The organism is Serratia nematodiphila DZ0503SBS1 (assembly GCF_000738675.1).
GTDB lineage: Bacteria > Pseudomonadota > Gammaproteobacteria > Enterobacterales > Enterobacteriaceae > Serratia > Serratia nematodiphila.
The window spans coordinates 2,410,919-2,435,535 of record NZ_JPUX01000001.1 but is presented as its reverse complement, the minus strand read 5'-3'; the positions used below and the strand labels follow the sequence as shown (position 1 = coordinate 2,435,535).

The 24,617-nt window shown below is 60.8% G+C and carries 20 protein-coding genes, 6 tRNA genes and 1 other RNA gene; 16 read left to right on the top strand and 11 right to left on the bottom strand.

Features of this window, described 5'->3' with window-relative positions; genetic code table 11:
- Positions 1 to 4: 4 nt before the first annotated feature.
- Entirely contained in the window at positions 5 to 337 is a 333-nt protein-coding gene (locus JL05_RS11235; RefSeq protein WP_033632450.1) for a DUF2502 domain-containing protein, read from the bottom strand.
- A 396-nt stretch (positions 338 to 733) separates the two neighbouring features.
- Between JL05_RS11235 and JL05_RS11230 the strand changes: the two genes are divergently transcribed.
- Positions 734 to 1,963, top strand: coding sequence for an L-lactate MFS transporter (locus JL05_RS11230; protein ID WP_033632449.1), 1,230 nt, complete (start codon positions 734 to 736; stop codon positions 1,961 to 1,963).
- Between the two features lie 70 nt (positions 1,964 to 2,033).
- On the opposite strand, the gene glk is transcribed toward JL05_RS11230, so the two are convergent.
- On the bottom strand, positions 2,034 to 2,996 hold the full coding sequence (glk, locus tag JL05_RS11225; protein ID WP_033632448.1) for a glucokinase: 963 nt from the start codon (positions 2,994 to 2,996) through the stop codon (positions 2,034 to 2,036).
- A gap of 310 nt (positions 2,997 to 3,306) precedes the next feature.
- Between glk and JL05_RS11220 the strand changes: the two genes are divergently transcribed.
- Positions 3,307 to 4,554, top strand: a complete 1,248-nt coding sequence (locus tag JL05_RS11220; protein ID WP_033632447.1) for an ion channel protein — start codon at positions 3,307 to 3,309, stop codon at positions 4,552 to 4,554.
- Here JL05_RS11220 and JL05_RS11215 read toward each other — a convergent pair.
- Together JL05_RS11215 and JL05_RS11210 are read right to left on the bottom strand one after the other, a co-directional pair.
- Positions 4,551 to 5,243, bottom strand: coding sequence for an aspartate/glutamate racemase family protein (locus JL05_RS11215; protein ID WP_019453821.1), 693 nt, complete (start codon positions 5,241 to 5,243; stop codon positions 4,551 to 4,553). The two genes, JL05_RS11220 and JL05_RS11215, sit on opposite strands and share 4 nt — an antisense overlap.
- A gap of 67 nt (positions 5,244 to 5,310) precedes the next feature.
- Complete coding sequence (locus JL05_RS11210; protein WP_033632446.1) at positions 5,311 to 5,763, bottom strand: multidrug/biocide efflux PACE transporter; 453 nt, start codon at positions 5,761 to 5,763, stop codon at positions 5,311 to 5,313.
- A 96-nt stretch (positions 5,764 to 5,859) separates the two neighbouring features.
- Between JL05_RS11210 and JL05_RS11205 the strand changes: the two genes are divergently transcribed.
- The gene (locus JL05_RS11205) at positions 5,860 to 6,750 is read left to right on the top strand and encodes a LysR family transcriptional regulator (RefSeq protein WP_033632445.1); all 891 of its coding nucleotides are present in this window, start codon (positions 5,860 to 5,862) and stop codon (positions 6,748 to 6,750) included.
- On the opposite strand, the gene JL05_RS11200 is transcribed toward JL05_RS11205, so the two are convergent.
- Positions 6,726 to 8,387, bottom strand: coding sequence for an alpha-keto acid decarboxylase family protein (locus tag JL05_RS11200; RefSeq protein ID WP_033633614.1), 1,662 nt, complete (start codon positions 8,385 to 8,387; stop codon positions 6,726 to 6,728). The two genes, JL05_RS11205 and JL05_RS11200, sit on opposite strands and share 25 nt — an antisense overlap.
- Before the next feature lie 188 nt (positions 8,388 to 8,575).
- Here JL05_RS11200 and mgrA point away from each other — a divergent pair, with 188 nt between their 5' ends.
- Together mgrA and JL05_RS11190 are read left to right on the top strand one after the other, a co-directional pair.
- Positions 8,576 to 9,565 carry an L-glyceraldehyde 3-phosphate reductase gene (mgrA, locus tag JL05_RS11195; protein WP_021505609.1) on the top strand — a complete coding sequence of 330 codons (990 nt, stop codon included), beginning with the start codon at positions 8,576 to 8,578 and terminating at the stop codon, positions 9,563 to 9,565.
- A gap of 222 nt (positions 9,566 to 9,787) precedes the next feature.
- Positions 9,788 to 10,198 (top strand): DUF2502 domain-containing protein, encoded by a 411-nt coding sequence (locus tag JL05_RS11190; RefSeq protein WP_004936369.1) that lies wholly within the window; start codon positions 9,788 to 9,790, stop codon positions 10,196 to 10,198.
- A 41-nt stretch (positions 10,199 to 10,239) separates the two neighbouring features.
- On the opposite strand, the gene JL05_RS11185 is transcribed toward JL05_RS11190, so the two are convergent.
- Entirely contained in the window at positions 10,240 to 11,475 is a 1,236-nt protein-coding gene (locus JL05_RS11185; protein WP_004936371.1) for an Nramp family divalent metal transporter, read from the bottom strand.
- A 377-nt stretch (positions 11,476 to 11,852) separates the two neighbouring features.
- On the opposite strand from JL05_RS11185, the gene JL05_RS11180 reads away from it, so the two are divergent.
- The gene (locus tag JL05_RS11180) at positions 11,853 to 13,040 is read left to right on the top strand and encodes a NupC/NupG family nucleoside CNT transporter (RefSeq protein WP_004936373.1); all 1,188 of its coding nucleotides are present in this window, start codon (positions 11,853 to 11,855) and stop codon (positions 13,038 to 13,040) included.
- 118 nt (positions 13,041 to 13,158) lie between these two features.
- Here JL05_RS11180 and JL05_RS11175 read toward each other — a convergent pair.
- Together JL05_RS11175 and JL05_RS11170 are read right to left on the bottom strand one after the other, a co-directional pair.
- Positions 13,159 to 13,234 (bottom strand) — tRNA-Ala (locus JL05_RS11175).
- Between the two features lie 60 nt (positions 13,235 to 13,294).
- Positions 13,295 to 13,370: transfer RNA gene (locus tag JL05_RS11170), tRNA-Ala, on the bottom strand.
- A gap of 308 nt (positions 13,371 to 13,678) precedes the next feature.
- Between JL05_RS11170 and JL05_RS11165 the strand changes: the two genes are divergently transcribed.
- On the top strand, positions 13,679 to 14,464 hold the full coding sequence (locus tag JL05_RS11165) for a formate/nitrite transporter family protein (RefSeq protein WP_033632444.1): 786 nt from the start codon (positions 13,679 to 13,681) through the stop codon (positions 14,462 to 14,464).
- Positions 14,465 to 14,534: 70 nt separating this feature from the next.
- Here the strand turns inward: JL05_RS11165 and gltX are convergent, their stop codons facing one another.
- Positions 14,535 to 15,950 carry a glutamate--tRNA ligase gene (gltX, locus tag JL05_RS11160; protein ID WP_033632443.1) on the bottom strand — a complete coding sequence of 472 codons (1,416 nt, stop codon included), beginning with the start codon at positions 15,948 to 15,950 and terminating at the stop codon, positions 14,535 to 14,537.
- Between the two features lie 294 nt (positions 15,951 to 16,244).
- Between gltX and JL05_RS11155 the strand changes: the two genes are divergently transcribed.
- From JL05_RS11155 to JL05_RS11120, 9 genes are all read left to right on the top strand, one after another.
- A tRNA-Val gene (locus JL05_RS11155) sits at positions 16,245 to 16,320 on the top strand.
- A 29-nt stretch (positions 16,321 to 16,349) separates the two neighbouring features.
- A tRNA-Val gene (locus JL05_RS11150) sits at positions 16,350 to 16,425 on the top strand.
- Positions 16,426 to 16,464: 39 nt separating this feature from the next.
- A tRNA-Val gene (locus JL05_RS11145) sits at positions 16,465 to 16,540 on the top strand.
- A gap of 7 nt (positions 16,541 to 16,547) precedes the next feature.
- Positions 16,548 to 16,623 (top strand) — tRNA-Lys (locus JL05_RS11140).
- Positions 16,624 to 16,698: 75 nt separating this feature from the next.
- A non-coding RNA gene (locus JL05_RS24440) (RtT sRNA) lies at positions 16,699 to 16,822 on the top strand.
- Positions 16,823 to 17,010: 188 nt separating this feature from the next.
- Positions 17,011 to 18,018 carry a Fe2+-enterobactin ABC transporter substrate-binding protein gene (gene fepB, locus JL05_RS11135; protein WP_004936399.1) on the top strand — a complete coding sequence of 336 codons (1,008 nt, stop codon included), beginning with the start codon at positions 17,011 to 17,013 and terminating at the stop codon, positions 18,016 to 18,018.
- A 214-nt stretch (positions 18,019 to 18,232) separates the two neighbouring features.
- A complete protein-coding gene (fepD, locus tag JL05_RS11130) occupies positions 18,233 to 19,288 on the top strand; it encodes a Fe(3+)-siderophore ABC transporter permease (protein WP_033632442.1) in 1,056 nt (351 codons plus the stop codon).
- Entirely contained in the window at positions 19,288 to 20,325 is a 1,038-nt protein-coding gene (fepG, locus tag JL05_RS11125; RefSeq protein WP_004936405.1) for an iron-enterobactin ABC transporter permease, read from the top strand. The genes fepD and fepG overlap by 1 nt, the downstream gene beginning before the upstream one ends.
- A gap of 17 nt (positions 20,326 to 20,342) precedes the next feature.
- Positions 20,343 to 21,149 (top strand): ABC transporter ATP-binding protein, encoded by an 807-nt coding sequence (locus JL05_RS11120; protein WP_004936408.1) that lies wholly within the window; start codon positions 20,343 to 20,345, stop codon positions 21,147 to 21,149.
- 28 nt (positions 21,150 to 21,177) lie between these two features.
- Here JL05_RS11120 and JL05_RS11115 read toward each other — a convergent pair whose 3' ends face one another.
- Entirely contained in the window at positions 21,178 to 22,764 is a 1,587-nt protein-coding gene (locus JL05_RS11115) for an ABC transporter substrate-binding protein (protein WP_033632441.1), read from the bottom strand.
- A gap of 140 nt (positions 22,765 to 22,904) precedes the next feature.
- Positions 22,905 to 24,590, bottom strand: coding sequence for an acetolactate synthase AlsS (alsS, locus tag JL05_RS11110; RefSeq protein WP_033632440.1), 1,686 nt, complete (start codon positions 24,588 to 24,590; stop codon positions 22,905 to 22,907).
- Positions 24,591 to 24,617: the final 27 nt, after the last annotated feature.

The following is a 24,617-nucleotide window of genomic DNA, read 5'->3' as shown; positions in this document are numbered from 1 at the left end:
GCGCTTACCAGCGCGGGCCCGGACGGTAGTAATAACCGGGCGGTGGCGGTGGCGGCATACGGTAATGCGGCCGATCTCGCCAGTCGCGCCGCGGCGGCCCGTAGTAAATCACCCGTGGCGGCGGGCCGTAATAGTACCCGCGCGAACGTTCATACCGGTGATGATCGGCCCACCAGCGCGGATCGCGCCAGCGATAGCCGTCCCAGTAGTGGCCGCGATGATCGCGATCGCCGATATGCAGCGACAGGCCCGGCACGTTCACGCCGATGGACACGTCGGCCTGGCTCGCCAGCGGCAGCGCCAGCAGCGCAGCCAGTAACAACAGCGTTTTTTTCATTTCATGGACTCCTGCAGAGCGGACCTCGTCCGATCGCAGATAACATAGTCCCGCGCTCGCCGCCGCTCTATAGGCGCAATGCCGATTTACGCCTTGCAGACGCATCCTTCACAATTTCACCACAATCGTTCACCGGCGATTAACAATAAATCGTTGATATCTTTGATGTAGATCACGTGTTACTCCCGGCATTTCACGCGCTTTTAGGCGTAAAAACGGCAACTCACGCCGTATAAAATGCATTTCATTCCTTCCATCGTGCAACTCATTCCCGATCCGCCGTCCGCCGGGGGGCCGGCCATATAATAAGCCCATACCGCGGGAACACAGATTCACCCCGCAAATTTCAGCCAGCGGCTCACGCCCGGCAACGCACACACAGGAAGGAGACCGGCCATGAACACCAAACCGGCAAATCGCAGCTTAATCGTTCTCGGCACCATCATCTGTCAGATGGGTCTGGGCACCATCTACACCTGGAGCCTGTTCAACCAGCCGCTGGTCGACAAGTTCCACTGGGGACTGGCGGACGTCGCCACCACCTTCTCCATCACCAGCTTCTTCCTGGCTTTCGCCACGCTGTTCGCCGGCAAGCTGCAAGAACGCTTCGGCATCCGCAACCTGACGCTGTGTTCCGGCATCCTGGTCGGCCTGGGCCTGATCGCCAGCGCCCATGTCAGCTCGCTCGACATGATCTACCTGCTGGCCGGCGTGGTGGTGGGCTTTGCGGTCGGTATCGCCTACATCTCCACCCTGTCCAACCTGATTAAGTGGTTCCCGGCCAACAAAGGCCTGATTTCCGGCATCTCCGTCGGCGCCTTCGGCAGCGGCAGCCTGCTGTTCAAATACGTCAACGCCGCCCTGATCGCCGACGTCGGCGTTTCAGGCGCCTTCTTCTACTGGGGCGCCATCGTGATGGGCCTGATCGTCGTTGGCTCCCTGTTGCTGAAAGAGCCGGTGCTGGCGACCAGCGCCGCACAGCCAGGCGCCAACGGTCTGGGCAACGACTTCAGCGTGCGCCAGATGCTGGCCACCAAAGAAGCCTACCTGCTGTTCACCATCTTCTTCGCCGCCTGCATGAGCGGTCTGTACCTGATTGGCATCGTGAAAGACATGGGCGTTCAGCTGGCCGGGATGGATTTGGCCACCGCCGCCAACACCGTGTCCGCCGTCGCCATCTTCAACACCGCCGGCCGCATCATTCTGGGTACGCTGTCTGATAAAGTAGGCCGTATGCGCGTCATCAGCTTCACCATGTTGGTTACCGTGCTGGCGATTGTCGCGCTGAGTTTCATGACCCTGAACCACACGCTGTTCTTCATCTGCGTTGGCGCGGTGGCCTTCTGCTTCGGCGGCAATATCACCGTGTTCCCGGCGATTGTCGGCGACTTCTTCGGCCTGAAGAACCACAGCAAGAACTACGGCATCATCTATCAGGGCTTCGGCCTGGGCGCGCTGGCCGGTTCGTTCGTCGCCAAATACTTCGGCGGCTTCCACGCCACCTTCATGGTGATTGGCGTCCTGTCCGCCGCCTCCTTGCTGATTACGCTGTTCATCAAAGCGCCGAAAGCCGTGGAAGTGGAAAGCGAAGAAACCGCACAGGCGGCAGAGCTGGCCAAAGCCTGATACCCCGCGAAAACGACAAGGGGCGCAACCTGCGGGTTGCGCCCCTTTTTTTATCGTGCCGCCGCGTTGCTTACAGCTGCATGCCCAGCGTCTGGCGCAGATGCGCGCCGGCTCCCAGCAGGCCCGGTTGGCCATGGGTTATCATGAACACCGGGATGTCGCGCACATAGTCGCGGAAACGCCCCTTGTCTTCGAAGGCGGCGCGGAAGCCCGAGGCCTTGAAGAATTCCATAAAGCGCGGCACGATGCCGCCGGCGATGTACACGCCGCCAAAGGTGCCCAGATTCAGCGCCAGGTTGCCGCCGAAGCGCCCCATGATCACGCAAAACAGCGACAGCGCGCGGCGGCTGTCGATGCAGCTGTCGGCCAGCGCCCGCTCGGTAATGTCCTTCGGCTCCAGTTTCTCCGGCAGGCGGTTGTCCGCCTTGACGATGGCGCGATACAGGTTGACCAGGCCCGGTCCGGACAGCACGCGCTCGGCGGAAACGTGCCCCACTTCACCGCGCAGCACCTCCAGAATAATGTCTTCTTCTTCGCTGTTCGGTGCGAAATCGACATGGCCGCCCTCGCCCGGCAGGCTGACCCAGCGGCGATCGACCTGCACCAGGTGGGCAACACCCAGCCCGGTGCCGGCGCCGTACACCGCGATCGGTTTGCCCGGCTGCACATCGCCGCCGCCAAACTGCAGCACGTCGTCCGGCGAAAGCATCGGGATCGCCATCGAGACGGCGGTGAAATCGTTGATCACTTCCAGATGACTCAACCCCAGGCTGGCCTTCATTTCTTTGATCGAGAACGCCCAGCTGTGGTTGGTCATCGCCACCCAGTCTTCGGTCACCGGGCAGGCGATCGCAATACAGGCGTCCTGCACCTCGATATCGCATTCTTTCAGGTAGTGGCGGATCACCGCCTCCAGGCTGTCGAACTCCAGGCCGGAATAGGTTTTCGCCTGGGTAATCTCACCCGTCGCAACAGTGCACAACGCCAGGCGGGCATTGGTGCCGCCAACATCACCTACGAGGGCATAGGTCATTGATTTCGTCTCCGCAAAATGAAAAATAAAAAGCTGCCCACACTGTAAAATCCTGCTGCGAAAACAACAATCACCCGCCTCGGATCTGCGCCCCAATAGCGATCCGGATCACAAAAAACGTTTCAGCTGGCCTGCCAAGCCGCGATTTGAAACAAATTGCGGCAAAAAACGCCCTCCGGCGACTGTTAACCAGCATCGACGCCGGGCAATATCAATGCGTGCCTGCTCGCCGATAGTCTGGCAAGCTGTGGTCACTGCCCAATCACCCGCTCTCCCTGCCCCGCAGGGAGGCATCGACAAGGGATTATCCATGCTGCATCCGCGCGCCAATGCCATGTTGGCCTTTGCTTTGCCTGCGCTGATTATCGGTTCCGCCTCCAGTCTGGTGCTGCTGTTGATGATGAAAGTCGCCGCTACGCTGCAGCAATGGCTGTGGGTGACGCTGCCCGACGCGCTGAGCCTGGACGCCCAGGCACCCTGGTGGCCGCTCGGCATGCTGACGCTGACCGGCGTGGCGGTCGGCCTGATCGTGCGCTATATGCCGGGCCATGCCGGGCCGGATCCGGCGACGGAATCGCTGATCGGCATGCCGCTGCCGCTCTCCGCCCTACCGGGGCTGGGATTGGCGCTGATCGTCGGCCTGGCCGGCGGCGTCAGCCTCGGGCCGGAGAACCCGATCACCGCCATCAATATCGCGCTGGTAGCGGCGGCGGGGGCGCGCCTGTTGCCTAAGGTGCCGCGCATGGACTGGATCATCCTGGCGGCCGCGGGCACCATCGGCGCGATGTTCGGCACGCCGGTCGCCGCCGCGCTGATTTTCTCGCAAACCCTGGCGGGCAATAACGAAACGCCGCTGTGGGATCGGCTGTTCGCCCCGCTGGTGGCCGCCGCCGCCGGCGCGGTCACCACCCAGCTGTTCTTCGTGCCCAATTTCGCCCTGCAACTCGACGCCTATGACGTAACCCGGCTGCCGGACATCTTCAGCGGCGCCATCGTGGCGCTGATCGCCATCGCGCTCGGCATGGTGGCGCTGTGGTGCTTCCCGCACGCGCACCGTCTGTTCCATTCGATGAAGAATCCGGTGTTGATGTTAGGACTGGGCGGTTTTGTCCTGGGCCTGCTGGCGCTGTTCGGCGGAGAGATTACCCTGTTCAAAGGGCTGGATGAAATGAAACGCCTCGCGGCAGACGGCAACTATTCGGTGCCGGCGCTGTTGACCATTACCCTGACCAAGCTGGCAGCGCTGGTGATCGCCGCTGCCTGCGGCTTTCGCGGCGGGCGCATCTTCCCGGCGGTGTTCGTCGGGGTGGCGCTGGGGCTGATGCTGCACCAGCATGTGCCTGCGGTGCCGGCGGCGATCACCGTCTCCTGCGCCATCATGGGGCTGGTGCTGGTGGTGACGCGCGACGGCTGGCTCAGCCTGTTTATGGCGGTGGCGGTGGTGCCGGATCTGCACCTGTTGCCGATCTTGTGCATCGTGATGCTGCCCGCCTGGCTGGCGCTGGCGGGCAAACCCTTGATGCTGGTGAACCGCCGGCAACCGCCGCACGACGATTAGGCCAGCGCGAACGCCGCGGCGGCGCGAGCGTGGATCGCGGTGGTGTCGAACACCGGCACCGAGGCATCCCGCTCGCTCACCAGCAAGCCTATCTCGGTGCAGCCGAAAATAATCCCCTGCGCGCCCTGTTGTTCCAGATCGCTGATGATCCGGCGATACTCGTCGCGCGAGGCGTCGCGAATTTTGCCGAGGCAGAGTTCGTCATAGATGATGCGGTGCACGATGTCACGATCGGCGCTGACCGGCGTCACCACGTCGATGCCGTGCAATTCCTGCAGGCGGCCGCGGTAGAAGGTCTGCTCCATGGTAAAACGCGTGCCTAGCAGCCCGACGCGGCGAATGTTTTTCTCCCGCACCTGCAGCGCCGTGGCATCGGCGATGTGAATCAGCGGCAGGCCGCTGGCCTGCTCGACCGCCTCCGCCACCTTGTGCATGGTGTTGGTGCAGATCACGATCGCTTCGGCGCCGGCGGCGCGCAAAGCCACGGCGGCGGCGGCCAGCAGCCGGCCGGCGCCATCCCAATCCCCCTGGTGCTGCAAGCGTTCAACCTCCTGAAAATCGACGCTGTAGAGTACGATTTTGGCCGAATGCAGCCCGCCGAGGCGCGCCTTTACCTGCTCGTTGATGGTGCGGTAATACGGAATGGTGGATTCCCAGCTCATGCCGCCCAGCAAGCCCAACACTTTCATTCTTCGTTCCTCAGCATTTTCCGACGATCCTCTGACCTTACCTGAGAATCGCCGGGCTGACGACGCCTTATTTGGCGCCGGAATTGATCGGCTGGCGCGCTTCGAACCAGCGCTGACGCAGCATGTCGTACAGCCAGTTGTAGGCCATGGTGTACGGCAGGAAGAACAGGAAGAAACCGATTTCCAGCATAAACGCCTGCGCCCAGGAAATGCTCAGCATCCAGGCGGCGATCGGCACGCCGATCAGGATAAAACCGGCCTCAAAGCCGACGGCGTGCAGCGCGCGCACCTTCAGGTTACGCACCACCCGGCTGACCGGCCACAGGCGGTCGAACACCGTGTTGTAAACCATGTTCCACAGCATCGCGACGGTGGACAGCATCACCGCCAACGCACCGACCTGCACCATTGAGCGGTTGAGCAGCCACGCGCCCAGCGGGGCGCAAACCATCACGGCGATGGCCTCGAAACCGACGGCGTGGACGATACGTTCAATGAGAGACTTGTTTTGCAGTTGCATACATCACCTTTTATTCAACAGTTGTTGCGAAAGCCAGGTGATTATCATCGCTTTTTTGGGTAGATTAAAAATAGATTCCATCGATAAAGTAGATATATGCACTATTCACCGGAAGCGTTACAGGCATTCGTGGAAGCCGCCGCACTCGGCTCATTTTCCGCCGCCGCGCGCAAGCTGCGCAAAAGCCAATCCACCGTCAGCACCGCCATCGCCAATCTGGAAGCAGACCTGGCCTTGACGCTGTTCGATCGCAGCGCGCGCCAACCGGTGCTCACCGCCGCCGGCCGCAAGGTGCTGGGGCACGTGCAGGAGATCCTCGCCGCCAGCGAGCGGCTCGACGCGCTGAGCATTCAGCTGGCGGGCAATGTCGAACCGCGCCTGAGCATGGTGTTTTCCGATACCTACCAGCCGAAGCATCACGACAGCCTGATGCAACGGTTTGAACAACGTTACCCAGAGATTGAACTGGAATGGATGATCGCCGAGGAAGGCGACGTTATCGATCTGCTGCAAAGCGGCCGCGCGCATTTGGGCATGGTGGAAGTGCAAAAAACCTATCCGCCGGATATCGCCTTCTCCCGGCTGCCTGAACAGACCGAAATGGGGCTGTTCGTCGCGCATGGGCATCCGCTGGCGCAGGTCGCCGCGCCGACTCCGGAGCAGTTATCCAGCACCCGTCAGCTGATCCTGAATACTTACACCGGCGCCGAAGCGGCCAGACAAGGCGGGCTGGTCTGGTCGGCGCCCAGCTATCTGCTGTTGCTGGAGATGGCGGAACAGGGATTCGGTTGGGCGGTGCTGCCGCACTGGCTGGTGCAACAATACGGCCACGGCAGGCTCACCCAGCTGCGCCCGCGCGGCTGGCCCAAACTGATTTCGGTGGATGCGGTATGGTCCAAACTGACCCCGCCGGGCCCGGCGGGGTACTGGATGCTGGAGCGATTGCTGGAAGACGACGCGGCTCAGGCGGCAGCGTTGCGCGACTGAATGACGCGCGAGATCGTCTCAAGCAGTTCGGGAATATCCATCTTCGGCAGCATCACTTCGATGAAGGCCAGCCGCTCGTCGTCCGCTACCTCGCGCAGCGCCTGACGCAATCCGTCCGGATCGCTGACCCGCAACGCCTTCACCGGCCGATCACCGGCCAACGCCATCGGCAACTGCGTCCAGTTCCAGCGCGCGATGTCGTTATAACGTTGCTCAGGCCCGTGGATCGCGCGCTCAACGGTATACCCCTGATTGTTCAACACGAAGATCACCGGTTTAAGCCCGTCGCGCAGCATCGATCCCAGTTCCTGCACGGTTAACTGCGCGGCGCCGTCGCCGATCAGCAATACTGCCCGGCGCTGCGGTTCGGCGGTCTGCACGCCGAACGTCGCCGGCAGGGTATAGCCGATCGATCCCCAGAGCGACTGCACGATCAGGCGGCAGCCACGCGGCAACGTCAGCGCCGCCGCGCCGAAACAGGCGGTGCCCTGATCGGCCAGCACGATATCCCCCGGCCGCAGGAAATCCTGTACTTGCCGCCAGAAGGCGTGCTGATCCAGCCCTTCCCCATCGCCTTCCGGCAGCGCCGGGCGGACGATCGGCGGCAACGGCCAACGCGACGCCAGCGACAGGCCCAGGCGGTGCAATGCCTGCACCGCCTCGCGCATCGGAATGCGGCTAAAGCGCTGCCGCCCGACCCAGGCTTCGAACGGTTGAATATCGATGCATTTTTCCACCGGCAGATGATGCGTGAATCCCGCGGTAATGGTGTCGGTCAAGCGTACGCCGACGTTGATCACCACATCAGCGTTTTCGATCAATTGTTTCACCGCCGGATCGCTGGCGCCGCCGCAGTAGGTACCAACGAAACCGGCGCGGTTCTCGTCCAGCAGCCCCTTGCCGAGCAACAGCGTCGCGTGCGGCATATCGACCTCCTGCAGCCACTCGTCCAGCGCCGCTTCGGCGCCGAAGCGATCGGCCAGGAAGTCCGCCAGCAACGACACCCGCCGTGCCGACAGCAGCTTTTCGCGCGCTGCGGCGATAAACGCCTGCAATGCGCTCTGCGACAGTTTGGCCTGGCGCAGCATCAGCGGCGCCGGTTTACTCGGCAGCGGCGCCTGCGCGACGTCGCTGGGCAACATCAGGTAAACCGGGCGATGCTCCAGCAAGGCGGCGCCGATCAGGCGGTCTATCTCCAGCGCGGCGTTGTCGGCGGTCAGGTCGGCCTGCGCGACGGTCACCTCTTTGGCGATCCGGGCGAAATGAGTGAAGTCGCCATCCCCCAGCGAATGGTGTAGCAAATCACCGGCGCGCTGGGCGCGCTGCGCCGGCGTGCCAACCACGTGGATCACCGGCAGGTATTCGGCGTAGCTGCCGGCCACCCCGTTCAACGCGCTCAGCTCCCCCACGCCGAAGGTGGTGAGCAGCGCGGCCGCCGGTTTGCAGCGCGCATAGCCGTCAGCCGCATAGGCGGCGTTCAACTCGTTGGCGCAGCCTACCCAGGTGATTTGCGGATGCGCGAGGACGTGATCGAGAAATTGCAGGTTGTAATCCCCCGGCACGCCGAAGAAATGACGGATGCCGATTTGGGCCAGACGATCGAGCAGATAATCGGCCACCGTATAGGTCTGAGTCATGATCATCACCTGTCTGCAGCTGAAGCGATTATCTTAATTATCGAAGATGCCGTTCAAATTTCGAACAAACGCTCCCGCATCGAACGGCAACCTGGCGTTACATGCCGGCGCCGTGATCGCTCCCGCGGCAACGCGGTGTGGAAACGTATACACTCAAAGCACTTCACCTCTCGCCGATAAGGATAACTATGTCTTACCCAGCCTCCCCCTCGCGTTATCAAGATATGGAATACCGGCGCTGCGGCCGCAGCGGGCTGAAGCTGCCCGCCGTCTCACTCGGCCTGTGGCACAACTTCGGCGACGCCACTTTGTACGATAACGCCCGCGGCCTGATCCGCTGCGCCTTCGATCGCGGCATTACCCATTTCGATCTGGCCAACAACTACGGCCCGCCGCCCGGCGCCGCCGAGGAGAACTTTGGCCGCATTCTCAACGCCGATCTGCGGGCCTGGCGCGATGAGCTGATCGTCTCATCCAAAGCCGGTTACACCATGTGGCCCGGCCCCTACGGTGATTGGGGCTCGAAAAAGTACCTGGTCGCCAGCCTCGATCAGAGCCTGAAGCGCATGGGGTTGGAGTATGTGGATATCTTTTATCATCATCGGCCGGATCCGGACACGCCGCTGGAAGAAACCATGGCGGCGCTGGATCTGCTGGTGCGCCAGGGCAAAGCGCTGTATGTCGGCCTGTCCAACTACCCGGCCGAGCGCGCGCGACAGGCCTTCGCCATTCTGCAGCGGCTCGGCACGCCGTGCGTGATCCACCAGCCGAAGTATTCGATGTTGGAACGCGGGCCGGAGACGGCGTTGCTGGATACGCTGGAAGAACATGGCGTCGGATCTATCGCCTTCTCGCCGCTGGCGGGCGGCCTGCTGACCGATCGCTACCTGCACGGCATCCCGCAAGATTCCCGCGCCGCCAGCGGCAGCCGCTTCCTGCAGCCGGAGCAGTTGACCGCCGAGCGACTGGACAAGGTGCGCCGCCTCGATGCGCTGGCGCGGCAACGCGGGCAGAAGCTGTCGCAGATGGCGCTGGCCTGGGTGCTGCGCGGCGATCGCGTGACCTCAGTGCTGATCGGCGCCAGCAAGAATGCGCAGATAGAAGACGCGGTGGGCATGCTGGCCAATCGTCACTTCAGTGAAGAAGAGCTCGCGCAGATCGAGAACATCTTATTGTAATCGCTTACAAATTCCGCCGTTCAATCGAGCGGCGATACTCCAGAAAAATCTCAAATCTTAACTTCCTGCATCATTTTCAGAGTGGCTCTCAGATTCAACCCTATACGCCGGCGCTATGATGCCGATATTGCAGCAAAAATAACGATAAGGCCGCTTTTAAACTGATGAACGCGCTTCGTAAAGTGACAAACGGCCAGGCCGCGCAAGCGGGAAGGAGAAGCCATGTTTAAACCTCTGCTCTTGGCCGCCATTTTGGCGGCGACGGTACTGCCCGCCGCACAGCAGGCGCATGCCGAAGGGATCAGCATCGATCTGATGCCGGGCGTTTCATTGCGCATCGGCGATCAGGATAACCGCGGCCGCTATTGGGATGGTTACGATTGGCGGGATCGCGACTGGTGGCAAGGCCATCAGGGCCGTTATCTCGGCGACCGCAGCCGTCGCGGTTACTACTGGGACGGTTATCGCTGGCGCGATGGCGACTACTGGCGTAAACACTATTACTATCATGAAGGACGCTATCGTAAATACGACAAACACTACGATAAGCACCACTGGAAGAAAGAGAAAAAGCACCATCACGATCATGACCGCGATCGCTGGCGCCGCCACGGCGATGACGACCGCGATTAACGACGACGGGCCGGCGTTGCGCCGGCCCGCACTGTTTTCGCTTACAGCACGCTGCCGATCAACAGGTAGCCGTTCAATCCCACCACCACCAGTACGATCAGCTTGCCCAGATTTTGCACCAGCGGGCCGTTGACCATTTCCCCCATCAGCGCCCGATTGCCGGTGAAAGCCAGCAGCGGCACCAGCGCCAGCGCAATGCCGAAGCTGAGCAGCACCTGGCTCAGCACCAGAATGCGCGTCGCATCCATCCCCAACATGATGACGATAAACGACGGCAGCATGGTCACCGCGCGCCGCAGCCACAACGGAATATGGAAACGCACGAACCCCTGCATCACCACCTGCCCCGCCAGCGTGCCCACCACGGTAGAAGAGAGGCCGGCGGCCACCAGGCTCAGGCCGAACACGGTGGCGGCGGCGTGCCCGAGCAGCGGTTGCAGCGTCAGGTAAGCCACGTCGAGATCGGCGATGCCGCTGTGGCCGCTGAAATGAAACGCGGCGGCGGCGGTGGCCATCATCGCCAGATTAACGAAACCGGCGATGGTCATAGCCACGGCGACGTCGACTTTGGTGGCGGCATAGCGTTCCGCCTTGTCGTGCTCGCCGCCGATTTGGGTGAGCGACGAATGCAGATAGATCACGTGCGGCATGATGGTGGCGCCCAATACCCCGGCAGCCAGGAATACCGCATCGCCGTTAGGCAAATCGGGCAGCGCCATCCCCTTCAGCAGCGGTGCCAACTGCGGCTGGGAGAACGCCAGCTCGACGATGTAAGCGGCGGCGACGAACAACAACAGCCCACCGATCACCAGCTCCAGCGGCTTTTGCCCGCGTTTTTGCAGCATCAGAATTAAAAAGGTGGCGATGCCGGTCAGCACTGCGCCCTGCAACAGAGAGACACCGAGCAGCAGCTTGAAGCCGATCGCCGCGCCGATAAACTCAGCCAGATCGGTCGCCATGGCGATGATCTCCGCCTGTACCCAATAGGCCCACACCGCCGGCCGCGGAAAGCGATCGCGAATATGCTCGGCCAGATTTTTCCCGGTGGCGATGCCCAGCTTGGCGGACAACAGCTGGATCAGCATCGCCATCACGTTGGCCCAAACCACCACCCACAGCAGGCTGTAGCCGAATGAGGCGCCAGCCTGGATGTTGGTGGCGAAGTTGCCGGGATCGATATAGCCGATAGCGGCGATAAAGGCGGGCCCCATGAGCGAGAGTTTGATTTTTCTGGCGGAGCGACCGGAGGTGGTTTCAACCACGCGACTGTTCAGCATATGTTGAACCCTTACTGAAATTACGTTTATCTCCACTCTATATAAATGATAATAATTATCAAGCGCATTTAGAGCGGTAAAACTTATCTCTGTAATAGCCAACATTAACGGTTTTATCGAAGGGTTCAGCGCGGAGCTTGCCGATTTCCGTGCTTTTCTGATGGGATTTTGGCTGCAATACCCCTGAAAGACAGGTTAGCACAAGAATACGAATTTCCTATTACTGCTTTAACATCTTGATTTTTTATGCTTTTGCGCAACACTTTAGGAGAACTCCCACTATGATTTTCCATATTTGCAATAGAAGTCTCGTTTTTAAACGTAGCGTTACATAAAATGACAGCCGAAATTCAGCCTGCCTCAAATTTGGAGCAAACATGTCCCATATTGCGCACTTTGCGTTGGCGATAGTGGTGGTAGCGATCCTGGCCCTGTTGGTGTGCCGCGATCGTAAAAGCATCCGCATTCGCTATGTTATTCAACTACTGGTTATCGAAGTACTGCTGGCCTACTTTTTCCTGCATTCGGAAGCGGGTTTGGGCTTCGTAAAAGGATTCGCCGCGCTGTTTGACAAACTGCTCGGGTTTGCGGGACAAGGGACTGATTTCGTGTTCGGCGGCATGGGCGACAAAGGCCTGGCGTTCTTCTTCCTGAAGGTGCTGTGCCCGATCGTCTTCATTTCGGCGCTGATCGGTATTCTGCAGTACATCAAGGTGCTGCCGTTCATCATCCGCATTATCGGCACCGTGCTGTCGAAAGTGAACGGCATGGGCAAGCTGGAGTCGTTCAACGCCGTCAGCTCGCTGATCCTGGGCCAATCCGAAAACTTCATCGCCTACAAGGATATCTTGGGCAAGATGTCGGAAAAGCGCATGTACACCATGGCGGCGACCGCGATGTCTACGGTTTCCATGTCCATCGTCGGCGCCTATATGACCATGCTAGACGCCAAATTCGTGGTGGCGGCGCTGGTATTGAACATGTTCAGCACCTTTATCGTGCTGTCGCTGGTGAACCCGTACGACACCAATAAAGAAGAAGAGCTGCACCTCGGCAACCTGCACGAAGGCCAGAGCTTCTTTGAAATGCTGGGGGAGTACATCCTGGCGGGCTTCAAAGTAGCGATTATCGTCGCCGCGATGCTGATTGGCTTCATCGCCCTGATCGCCGCGCTCAACGGTGTGTTCAGCGCCATTTTCGGCCTGAGCTTCCAGGAAATCCTCGGTTACTTCTTCTATCCGTTCGCCTGGATCATGGGCATTCCTAAGCACGAAGCCCTGCAGGTTGGCAGCATCATGGCCACCAAGCTGGTTTCCAACGAATTCGTGGCCATGATGGAACTGCAGAAAGTCTCTGCCGAGCTGTCGCCGCGCAGCCTGGGGATCCTGTCGGTGTTCCTGGTGTCCTTCGCCAACTTCTCTTCCATCGGCATCGTGGCCGGTGCGATCAAGGGCCTGAACGAACACCAGGGCAACGTGGTGTCACGCTTTGGCCTGAAGCTGGTGTACGGCTCTACGCTGGTCAGCATCCTGTCCGCTTCCATCGCGGGTCTGGTGCTGGGCTAAGCCTCGAACCAACTGCGATAACAAGGCGCCTGCGGGCGCCTTTTTTATTGGCCGGCATTCGGCGAAGGTTAAATGACACAAAGCAAAAAGCCGACCCTAAGGTCGGCTTTTTAAATGGTGGTGGAGCTAGACGGGATCGAACCGTCGACCTCTTGCATGCCATGCAAGCGCTCTCCCAGCTGAGCTATAGCCCCACAAAAGTGGTACGCTTTGACCGGCGTTACGGTATCCCCAACCTTTCTGAGAAGAAAGGTTGGTGGAGCTAGACGGGATCGAACCGTCGACCTCTTGCATGCCATGCAAGCGCTCTCCCAGCTGAGCTATAGCCCCGTTCCACAATCACTTTGTGCTGTGAACGGGGCGCATAATATGAAACCCGCTCAAAGCTGTCAACGGCTAAATTGAATTACTGAATCAAGCGTTGAAAAAGCCGCCAAATCAGCATCTTTGGCGCCAAAAAATCATCACTTTGCGCAGAGTTCATCCATTTTGCGCGCTACATCTCAAAATGGCGAAAGACCCTGCATATCACGTTGATTTTTAATTAACGGAATGTTAGCGAAATGCGCTTGAGTCGGACTCCCGAGCGGCATAGACTGCCCGCGCCATAAACTTCATTACTATAAACCGAGTCCGTCATGTCTTTGCATTCACCAAAAGAAATCGCCGCCCTCGCCGTTCAGGCCGGGGTAAACAAAAGCCGCGCCCCGCTCGCTAATCTGCTGATTCTGGGCTTTCTCGCCGGCGCCTTTATCGCCACCGGCTTCCTGCTGGATATTCACGTCATCGGTATCCTGCCGGCCGAATGGGGCTCTTTCGGCGCGCTGTTGGGCGCAGCGGTGTTCCCGATCGGCCTGATCCTGACCATTCTGGCCGGCGGCGAACTGCTGACCGGCAACATGATGACCTTGCCAATGGCCTGGTTCGCCCGTGAAATTCCCGCCATCGCCGTGCTGCGCAACTGGTTTTGGGTCACCCTGGCCAACTTCGCCGGCAGCGTGGCCGTCGCCTACTTCTTCGGCCACCTGCTGGGCCTGACCGAAGGCGCGTTTTTACATAAGACGCTGGCGATCGCGCAGGCCAAAGTGGATGCGGACTTCCTGCACGCCTTCATCTCCGGCGTCGGCTGCAACTGGCTGGTATGCCTGGCGGTGTGGTTAGCCTTCGCCAGCAAAGATGTGCCGGGCAAAGTGATCGGCATGTGGTTCCCGGTCATGGCTTTTGTCGCCATCGGCTTCCAACACGTGGTGGCGAACATGTTCATCATTCCGGCGGCCATCTTCGCCGGCGGCATGGGCTGGGAACAGTACCTGCCTAATTTCGTCGCGGTATTTCTCGGCAATGCGCTGGGCGGCGCCGGCTTTGTCGGGCTGATGTATTTCCTCGCCTATCGCCCCGGTTTGCCGGCCAGCGAACACGCCTGACAACCGCCATGAAAAAAGCCCCGAGATTGCTCCTCGGGGCTTTTTCTTTATGGACAGCGTATCAGCCTAATCAGGCCTGCGCTTCACGCTCGGCGATATAAGCCAGCGCCATATCGATGCGCTGCAGCGAACGCTTCTGGCCGATCGCATGCACGGTCACGTCCATGCCCGGCGACTGACCGGCGCCGGTCACCGCCACGCGCAGCGGCATGCCAACCTTGCCCATGCCGACGCCCAGCTCGTCCGCCGTCCCCTGAATGGCATCATGCACATTTTCCGGCGTCCAGACGGTGATGGCGGCCAGCTTGGCGCGCACCGCTTCCAGCGGCTGACGTGCAACCGGGCGCAGGTGTTTCTTGGCGGCGTCGGCGTCGAACTCGCTGAAGTCTTCGTAGAAGTAACGGCAAGACTCCGCCATTTCCTTCAGCGTCTTGCAACGCTCGCCCAGCAGCTTGACGATGTCCTTCAGTTCCGGACCGTTGCGGGTTTCAAGACCCAGTTGCTCAACGTGCCACGCCAGATGCACCGCCACTTCTTCCGCCGGCATATGGTTGATGTAGTGGTGGTTCAGCCATTGCAGCTTCTCGGTGTTGAAGGCGCTGGCGGATTTGTTGATCGCTTCCAGCGTGAAGAACTCTTTCATCTCGTCGATGGAGAAGATCTCCTGATCGCCGTGGGACCAGCCCAGACGCACGAGGTAGTTCAGCAGCGCCTGCGGCAGATAGCCGTCGTCGCGGTACTGCATCACGCCCACGGCGCCGTGACGTTTGGACAGCTTTTTACCGTCGTCGCCGAGGATCATCGACACGTGCGCGTATTCCGGCACCGGCGCGCCCAGCGCTTTGAGAATGTTGATCTGGCGCGGGGTGTTGTTGATGTGGTCTTCACCGCGGATCACATGGGTGATTTCCATGTCCCAGTCATCGACGACGACACAGAAGTTATAGGTTGGCGAACCGTCGGTGCGGCGGATGATCAGATCGTCCAGCTCCTGGTTGCTGAATTCGATCGGGCCGCGAATTTTATCGTCGAAGATCACCGACCCTTCCTGCGGGTTGCGGAAGCGCACCACGTGCGGTTCGTCGTCGGTGTGGCTGCACTGGCTGTCGCGGCAGTGGCCGTCGTAACGCGGCTTTTCGCCATTTTCCATCTGCTTCTCGCGCAGCGCTTCCAGACGTTCCCTGGAGCAATAGCATTTATAGGCCGTGCCCTGCTCCAGCATCTCATCGATGACCGCGTTGTAGCGATCGAAACGCTTGGTCTGGAAATACGGGCCTTCATCCCAATCCAGGTTCAACCAGTTCATGCCATCCATAATTGCGTCGATCGCGTCCTGGGTAGAACGTTCCAGATCGGTATCTTCGATACGCAGAACGAACTCACCGCCCGCATGGCGGCTGAACAACCAGGAATAAAGTGCGGTACGCGCGCCGCCGACGTGAAGATAGCCGGTCGGGCTCGGTGCAAAACGGGTTTTGATTTTCATTGGGTTCACTGCCTTATTACGCAACGCGTGTCGGCGGTTGCCGACGATTGCTCGGAATTGAAAAAAGAGTGGACGACATTGTATCACCACGCGCTAATTCCTCAACGCCGACACGATATTGCACCAGTCGATTTCGCGCGTTTTGCGGCGAGTTTCGCATAGCATCGCGCAAAGAATCGGCGCTGCTGGCGATTATTATCGCGCCCTGCCTAAATTTGCGGCGAACGATTGAAATCATTTTAAAAACCGTTGACTCACTTTGAACTATCCCTATAATGCGACTCCAACAAGACGGGGCGATTAGCTCAGTTGGTAGAGCATCTCCTTTACACGGAGGGGGTCGGCGGTTCGAGCCCGTCATCGCCCACCATCTTGTTGAGAAAAAATGAGAACGAATGAGGGTGATTAGCTCAGTTGGTAGAGCATCTCCTTTACACGGAGGGGGTCGGCGGTTCGAGCCCGTCATCACCCACCATCATTCTCTCGTTTAGCAGTAACCTGGAAGTCCTGAAGTGGGTGATTAGCTCAGTTGGTAGAGCATCTCCTTTACACGGAGGGGGTCGGCGGTTCGAGCCCGTCATCACCCACCACTTCTGCGGGTCGTTAGCTCAGTTGGTAGAGCAGTTGACTTTTAATCAATTGGTCGCAGGTTCGAATCCTGCACGACCCACCAATTCAGAAAAAAGCGCCTTTTGGCGCTTTTTTCGTTTCTGCGCCACCTGCTCCCGACTTCATCTTCTCGCAGGCATAGTTTACCTAGTCGTGCAGGATGAAGAACCGTAGAGGTTCGAGCATCGCGCAGCGATACGACAGCGCGCAGCGTTGCCCGCAGGGTGAGGCCACAGGCCGAATCAATCCTGCACGACCCACCAATTCAGAAAAAAGCGCCTTTTGGCGCTTTTTTCGTTTCTGCCGTTCTCCTCCCTTTTATTCACCACGCGCTGAGATACGAATGGTTATCATTTTGGCGACTTGAATGGTAAATTAGCCGGCATCCACCACGCAGCCAATCCGCCGCCGGATTGATACGCCTTAGTTCAAGGAAAGAAAGAGCCCGCTCATGACCCTATCCTTACGCCAGCTGTTCATTGCATTTATCGCCACTTCCAGCCTGTTGCTCAGCGGCTGCGGCCCGGACGACAAGAGCGACGGACAGAAACCGTCCGCCCCCGCTGCCGACGGCAGTTGGCCGCGCACCATCGACAGCGTCAAAGGGAAATTCACGCTGGAAAAACCGCCGCAGCGCATCGTGTCCACCAGCGTCACCATCACCGGCACGCTGTTGGCTATCGACGCCCCCGTGGTCGCCAGCGCCGCCACCAGCCCAAATCCCCTGGTGGCCGATAAACAAGGTTTCTTTACCCAGTGGAGCGAGGTGGCCAAACAGCGCCACGTCGAGCGGCTGTACCAGGTGGAGCCCAATGCCGAAGCCGTCGCCGCCGCCGCGCCGGATTTGATCGTCGTCGCCGCGACCGGCGGTGATTCGGCGTTGAAACTGTATGACCAGCTGTCCGCCATAGCGCCGACTCTGGTGCTCGACTATGGCGACAAAAGCTGGCAACAGCTGGCCAGCGAGCTCGGTGAGATCACCGGTCATGAAGCCGGCGCCAAGCAGGCGGAAGATCGTTTCGAGCAGCGCGTGGAGCAAGTGAAACAGGCGATCGCGCTGCCGCCGCAGCCCACCACTCCGTTGGTGTATGCCGACAACGGCCGCGAGGCCATGCTGTGGACGCCGGGTTCCGCCCAGGGCAAACTGCTGACCCAGCTCGGCTTCCAGCTGGCCACCCCGCCGGAAAGCGCCAAAGGCAACACCAGCATGGGTAAACGCCATGACATCATCCAGATCTCCGGCGAAAAAATGGCCGAAGGCCTGAATGGCAAAACCCTGATCCTGTTCGCCACCAATGAGCGCAAAGTGCAAGAGGTGCTGACCAACCCGTTCCTCAAACATCTGGAGCCGGTGGAACAGCGGCACGTCTACGCCGTCGGCAACGACACCTTCCGCCTCGATTACTACAGCGCCACCAACATGCTGAATCAAATCGAACGGTTGTTCAAAAAGCCCTGAATCACGCCGTCGGCAGGTCAGCCCCCTGCCGACACTTGCAGCAAGCGGGGCGAACGTTCACATTCAATCAATTGAAATATCAATAGTTATTAACATCGTCAACGCACCTTTGCCACCAACCTGCGGGTGCATGCGGGCGTAAACTCGTGCTACTATTGCCCCCCGCATGAACGCAAATAACAATGAGAATAAAAATCATACAGGAGTTACCGGTGTGAACGTACCCACTCCGACTGAGCGGACGCTTTCGTCCGCACCGCACACAGCTTACGCCAGTGGCTTCAAACGCATCGCCGGGTTCGGTATCGGTTTGGCGCTGTTGCTGCTGTGCATCATGGCCAGCCTGATGCTGGGTTCCAAAGCCATCCCCTTCCATACCGTCTGGCTCAGCCTGCAGGGCGCCGCGAGCGGTTCCGACAGCACCATCATTCTCAATGCCCGGGTGCCCCGTACGCTGGCGGGCATCCTGGCCGGCATGGCGCTCGGCGCCGCCGGCGCGCTGATTCAGGCGCTGACGCGCAACCCGCTGGCCGATCCCGGCGTGCTCGGCATCAACGCCGGCGCCAGCTTCGCCGTGGTCATCGGCATCATGTTTTTCGGCGCCGCCACCACCGAAAGCTACATGGCCTACGCCTTTGCTGGCGCAGCCCTCACCACCCTGCTGGTCTACCTGATCGGCACGCTGGCGGGCGGGCGCATCAACCCGGTGCGGCTGACGCTGGCCGGCGTGGCTATCGGCGCGGTGCTGCTCGGCATCACCACCGGGCTGTCGCTGATCGATCCGCAAACCTTCGACCAACTGCGCTTCTGGCAGGCCGGCACGCTGGATATCCGCACGCTGTCCACGCTGCCGGTCACCGCCCCCGCCATTTTGCTCGGCTGCCTGCTGACGCTGCTCATCGCCCGGCCGCTGAATACCATCGGTATGGGGGAAGATCTGGCTATCGCACTCGGCGCGCGCGTGGTGCTGACTCAGGTGATCGCGGTGATCGCCATCACGCTGCTGTGCGGCGCGGCAACCGCCACCGTCGGCCCAATCAGTTTCATCGGCCTGATGGTGCCGCATATCGCCCGTTGGTGGGTCGGCCCCGACCAGCGCTGGATCCTGCCCTACTCCATGCTGCTGGCGCCGATTTTACTGCTGTGCGCCGACGTGGTCGGCCGCTTGCTGGCGGCCGGTGAGCTGCGGGTTTCCATCGTGGCGGCCTTCATCGGCGCGCCGGTGCTGATCTGGCTGGTGCGCCGCAAGAAAACGCTGGGGGGTCTGTGATGAGTCTGCCGCATACGCTGCATATCGGCCGCCCGGACGGCGTCATCAACGGGCGCCTGCCGCTGCGCCTGCTGCTGGTCAACCTTTCACTGTTGGCGCTGTGTCTGGCGATGGCCGTCGCCGCCCTGTGCTACGGCACGCTGCAACTTTCGCTGGAGCAGGTTTTTGCCGCGCTGACCGGCGAGGCGCCGAAAAACCTGGTGACCGTGGTCACCCAATGGCGCTTGCCGCGCATCGCCATGGCGCTGTTGTTAGGCGCCGCGCTCGGCATGAGCGGCGCCATTTTCCAGTCAATTATCCGCAACCCGCTCGGCAGCCCGGACGTGATCGGCTTTAATATGGGGGCTTACACCGGCGCGCTGATCGCCATCACCCTGTTCAACGGCGGCTACTATTACATCGCCGGCGGCGCGCTGGCCGGCGGCATTCTCGCCGCGCTGGCCATCTATCTGCTGGCCTGGCGGCAAGGCATCGCCGGCTTCCGGTTGATCATCGTCGGCATCGCCATCAGCGCGGTGCTGGTCTCCACCAATACCTGGCTGATCATCACCGCCTCGCTCGAGCGCGCCATGGACGCCGCCATGTGGCAGGCCGGTTCGCTCAACGGCATGACCTGGCAAAAAGCCCAGCCCGCCACGGCGTTCATCGTGCTGGCGGCCGCGGCCGCGCTGCTGATGGGCAAACGGCTGCAGCTGCTGGAAATGGGCGATGACACGGCGCGCGCGCTGGGCGTTAACGCCGAAGGCAGCCGGCTGTGGCTGATGCTGTTCGGCGTCACCCTCACCGCCGCCGTCACCGCCACCGCCGGGCCGATTTCCTTTATCGCGCTGGCGGCGCCGCAGATCGCCCGTCGCCTCGCCGGCCAATCCTCGGTCACCCTGACCTCCTCGGCGCTGATGGGCGCGGCGTTGCTGCTCGGCGCCGACGTGGTGTCCCAACATCTTTTCGCACCGATCCAACTGCCGGTCGGGGTTGTGACCGTCTGCATCGGCGGCCTGTACCTGATTTGGCTGCTCATCCGAGAGGCCCGCAGATAATGAAGAGTGATAATGCCATGAGCCACCGCCTGCACGCCTCGCACCTGAAGCTGGGCTACGACAATAAAATCATCGCTGACGATCTGAGCGTGGCGATCCCCGACGGCGCCTTCACGGTGATCGTCGGGCCGAACGCCTGCGGCAAATCGACGCTGTTGCGCGCCCTGTGCCGCCTGCTGAAACCCAGCGCCGGCGAGGTGATGCTGGACGGCAAGAACATCAGCAGCTTCGCCACCAAGGCGCTGGCGCGCGAGCTTGGGCTGCTGCCGCAAACTTCGATCGCGCCGGACAGCATCACCGTGGCGGACCTGGTGTCGCGCGGCCGCTATCCGCACCAAAGCCTGCTGAAACAGTGGACGCAGGCCGACAAACAGGCGGTGGAAGCCGCCATGGCGGCCACCAACGTCAGCCAGTTGGCGGATCGCAGCGTCGACGAGCTGTCCGGCGGGCAGCGTCAGCGCGTCTGGGTGGCGATGGCGCTGGCGCAGCAAACCCCGCTGCTGCTGCTGGATGAGCCGACCACCTATCTGGACATCGCGCACCAGATCGAACTGCTGGATCTGTTCCGCCAGCTCAACCGCGAGCGCGGTCAAACCCTGATCGCGGTGCTGCACGATCTCAACCACGCCTGCCGCTATGCCGACCACATCATCGCCATGCGCGACGGCAAGATCGTGGCGGAAGGGAAACCGGCGGAGATCATCACCGCCGAACTGGTGGAGCGGGTGTTCGGCATGCCGTGCATGATCATCGACGATCCGCTGTCCCACACGCCGCTGGTGATCCCGCGCGGCCGCTACCACTGCGACGCGCCGCAGGCATGAAAAAGGCCGGGTTAACCCGGCCTCTTGGTTACTTCTCCAGCGACACCTGTTTGAAGATGTGTTTGCCGAATGGGTCTATCTCGTAGCCTTTCACTTCCTTGCGCACCGGTTCGAAGATGGTCGAGTGCGCGATCATCAGCGCCGGCATCTGATCGTGCATCATCACCTGCGCCTGCTGATACATCGCCACCCGTTTGGCGTGATCGTTCTCCTCGCGCGCCTGCAGGATCAGCTGGTCGAACGGTTTGTAGCACCATTTCGCCGAGTTGGAGCCGCCGAGCGAAGCGCAGGTGAAAAGCGGGCCGAAGAAGTTGTCCGGATCGCCGTTGGCGGTGGTCCAGCCCATCAGCGCGGTCTGGTGCTCGCCGTTTTTAATCCGCTGCAAATACTCGCCCCACTCGAAGGTGACGATTTTGGCGCGCACGCCGATCTTGGCCCAGTCGGCCTGGATCATCTCCGCCATGCGCTTGGCGTTGGGGTTATAGGGCCGCTGCACCGGCATCGCCCAAAGATCGATATCGAACCCCTGCCCCAGCCCGGCCTCCTGCAGCAGCTGCTTCGCCCGCTCCGGCGAATACGGATAATCTTCAAGCTGCGCGTTGCTGCCCCATTGGGTCGGCGGCAGCAGATTCTTGGCCGGCTGACCGGCGCCGTGGAACACCGCGTCGATGATCGCCGGCTTGTTGACAGCCAGCGCCAACGCCTGGCGCACCTTGACGTTATCCAACGGCTTCTTCTGGGTGTTGAACGCCAGGAAGCCGATATTCAGGCCGGATTTTTCCATCACCTGCAGGTTGCCGTCCTGCCGCATGCGCGCCAGATCCGCCGGGTTGGGGAACGGCATTACCTGGCACTCGTTCTTTTGCAGTTTGGCGTAACGCACCGTCGCATCCGGCGTGATCGAGAACACCAGCCGATCGATCTTCGGTTTGCCTTCCCAGTAGCGGTCGAACGCCTTGTAGAGGATTTTTGCGTCCTTCTGGTACTGCACCAGCTGGAACGGCCCGGTGCCGATCGGATCGTTGTCCACCCGCTGCGGCGTGCCGGCCTTCAGCATCACGTCGGCATATTCCGCCGATAAAATGGTGGCAAAATACATGCCCAGATCGGCGACGAACGGCGCCTCGGCGCGGGAGAGCTCAAAGCGCACGGTGTGGTCATCCACCTTGACGATCCGGTCAATCAGCGTGCCGAACTCCATCGACTCGAAGTTGGTGTAGGCGCCGTTGGAGACCTTGTGATACGGGTTGTTGGCGTCCTTCTGGCGCATAAACGAGAAGATGACGTCATCGGCGTTGAAATCGCGGGTGGGGGTAAAATATTTATTGCTCTGGAATGCCACGCCCTTGCGCAGGTGGAAGGTATAGCGCTTGCCGTCTTCGCTGACCTCCCAGCTTTCCGCCAGGCTGGGTTGCAGCTCGACGGTACCGGGTTTGAAATCCACCAGCCGGTTGTAGATCGCCGCCGAACTGGCATCCACCGTGGTGCCGGAGGTGAACAGCTGCGGGTTGAAACCTTCCGGCGAGCCTTCAGAACAGTAGACCAGCGTATTGGCTCGCGCGCCGCCGGCAATCGCCAACGCCAGCAGCCCGATCGTTATTGCTTTTCTTTTCATTGCGCTATCCCCAGTGGTGAAAAAACAGCCCAACGGATAGCAATAAATCATGCAGTTAGCGATGTAAAGGATAAATTCCGCGCATAAAAACGGGCAGGCGCGCAAGCGGCCTGCCCCGGTGAAACCACGCGATGATGAAATTAAATCATCTGGCTGAAGTTCATCTGCGCCATCAGCTTATAGTTGTCGGCGTAGTCGACCGGAATGGCCACCACCACCGGCCCCTGGATCGCCATCGCCTTGCGCAGCATCGGCCGCAGATCGTCCACCGACTGCACGGCGAAACCGACCGCGCCGCAGGATTCCGCATAGGCCTTGAAGTCAATCGGCCCGAACTCCACGCCGGATTTGCGCTGGTATTTGTTCACTTCCTGCATCTCCACCATGTTGTAAGCGTTATCGACCCAGATCACGTGCACGATGTTATTTTTCAGCCGCACCGCGGTCTCCAGCTCCATGCTCGACTGCATGAAGCCGCCGTCGCCAGAGATCGACACCACCTTGTCGCCGGGGCGCACCAATGCCGCGCCGATGGCCCACGGCAGCGCCACCCCCATGGTTTGCTGGCCGTTGGAGATCAACAGCTGGCGGGCGCGGAAGCTGTAAAGATAGCGGGCGATCCAGATGTGGAAACTGCCCATGTCCACGCACAGCGTCACGTCGTCGCTGACGATGTCCTGCAGCTCCTTGACGATGCGCAGCGGGTGGATCGGCATGCCGCCGCGGCGCGCGGCGCGCTCCGCCAGTTCTGTGCGCTGGCGGCCGAGATCGGTGAGGATCAGCTCCACCTCCGGCGGCACGCAGACCGCCTCATTGAACGTTTCGGTCATCATGTTCAGCGTGGCGCTGATGTTGCCCACCAGTTCGACGTCCGGCCGATAGCAGGTGTCGATATCCGCCGGCAGCACGTCGATGTGCACCAGTTTCAGCCGCCCATGACTGTTCCACATGCAGGGATCGTATTCGATCGGATCATAGCCGACGCTCACCACCAGATCGGCCTTCTGCAACAGCTGATCGGCCGGCTGGTTGTTGAACAGGCCGACGCGGCCGGCGAAGCGGGCGAAGTGGTTGACGTCAATCACCCCCGCCGCCTGATAGGTGCCGACCACCGGCATGTGGGTGCGGTACAGCAGATGGCGCACCGCCTCGCTGTTCTCCGGCCGGCTGGCCTGCAAACCGAGCAGCAATACCGGGCATTTGGCCTGGCGGATCAGCTTCACCGCCGCCTGGATGTCGTCCGCCGCCGCGGCCCCCATGCGCGGCAAGCGGCAGCCGGCCAACACCGGCGCGCTGACCGGTTCATTGACGATATCCATCGGCAGGCTGATGAACGAGGCTCCTGGGCGGCCGAACTCGGCGCGGCGGAAGGCGTTGGCGATCACCTCGGAAATCGCCGAGCCGGCGTGCACTTCGGCGCAATACTTGGTCACCGGCCGGAACATGCTGACGGTATCCATGCTCTGGTGCGTCTGCTTCAGGCTGTCGGCGCGCTTCACCGCCCCGCCGAAGGCCACTACCGCGTCCCCCTCCGAGGTGGCGGTGGCCAGCCCGGTGATCAGGTTGGAGCTGCCCGGCCCGGAGGTGACCAGCGCCACCCCGGCCTTGCCGGTCAGGCGGCCGACCGCCGCCGCCATAAAGGCCGCGTTGGCCTCATGCCGCACCACCACCGTTTCAATCGATGGCGCGTCCTCCAGCGAGTCGAACACCCGGTCGATCTTGGCGCCCGGAATGCCGAAAACGTGTTTGACGCCCTGCGCTTCCAGGTTTTTCACCACCAAGTCGGCGCCGCATTGCCAGTCATTGCCTGTTTTTTCCTGTGCCATGGTTCCACCTCCTAAGAAAACGATCGC

Bases quoted from the DNA above. Each gene is read 5' to 3' on its own strand.
- JL05_RS11235 (WP_033632450.1), bottom strand. From the start codon at position 337: ATGAAAAAAACGCTGTTGTTACTGGCTGCGCTGCTGGCGCTGCCGCTG.
- JL05_RS11230 (WP_033632449.1), top strand. From the start codon at position 734: ATGAACACCAAACCGGCAAATCGCAGCTTAATCGTTCTCGGCACCATC.
- glk (WP_033632448.1), bottom strand. From the start codon at position 2,996: ATGACCTATGCCCTCGTAGGTGATGTTGGCGGCACCAATGCCCGCCTG.
- JL05_RS11220 (WP_033632447.1), top strand. From the start codon at position 3,307: ATGCTGCATCCGCGCGCCAATGCCATGTTGGCCTTTGCTTTGCCTGCG.
- JL05_RS11215 (WP_019453821.1), bottom strand. From the start codon at position 5,243: ATGAAAGTGTTGGGCTTGCTGGGCGGCATGAGCTGGGAATCCACCATT.
- JL05_RS11210 (WP_033632446.1), bottom strand. From the start codon at position 5,763: ATGCAACTGCAAAACAAGTCTCTCATTGAACGTATCGTCCACGCCGTC.
- JL05_RS11205 (WP_033632445.1), top strand. From the start codon at position 5,860: ATGCACTATTCACCGGAAGCGTTACAGGCATTCGTGGAAGCCGCCGCA.
- JL05_RS11200 (WP_033633614.1), bottom strand. From the start codon at position 8,387: ATGACTCAGACCTATACGGTGGCCGATTATCTGCTCGATCGTCTGGCC.
- mgrA (WP_021505609.1), top strand. From the start codon at position 8,576: ATGTCTTACCCAGCCTCCCCCTCGCGTTATCAAGATATGGAATACCGG.
- JL05_RS11190 (WP_004936369.1), top strand. From the start codon at position 9,788: ATGTTTAAACCTCTGCTCTTGGCCGCCATTTTGGCGGCGACGGTACTG.
- JL05_RS11185 (WP_004936371.1), bottom strand. From the start codon at position 11,475: ATGCTGAACAGTCGCGTGGTTGAAACCACCTCCGGTCGCTCCGCCAGA.
- JL05_RS11180 (WP_004936373.1), top strand. From the start codon at position 11,853: ATGTCCCATATTGCGCACTTTGCGTTGGCGATAGTGGTGGTAGCGATC.
- JL05_RS11165 (WP_033632444.1), top strand. From the start codon at position 13,679: ATGTCTTTGCATTCACCAAAAGAAATCGCCGCCCTCGCCGTTCAGGCC.
- gltX (WP_033632443.1), bottom strand. From the start codon at position 15,950: ATGAAAATCAAAACCCGTTTTGCACCGAGCCCGACCGGCTATCTTCAC.
- fepB (WP_004936399.1), top strand. From the start codon at position 17,011: ATGACCCTATCCTTACGCCAGCTGTTCATTGCATTTATCGCCACTTCC.
- fepG (WP_004936405.1), top strand. From the start codon at position 19,288: ATGAGTCTGCCGCATACGCTGCATATCGGCCGCCCGGACGGCGTCATC.
- JL05_RS11120 (WP_004936408.1), top strand. From the start codon at position 20,343: ATGAGCCACCGCCTGCACGCCTCGCACCTGAAGCTGGGCTACGACAAT.
- JL05_RS11115 (WP_033632441.1), bottom strand. From the start codon at position 22,764: ATGAAAAGAAAAGCAATAACGATCGGGCTGCTGGCGTTGGCGATTGCC.
- alsS (WP_033632440.1), bottom strand. From the start codon at position 24,590: ATGGCACAGGAAAAAACAGGCAATGACTGGCAATGCGGCGCCGACTTG.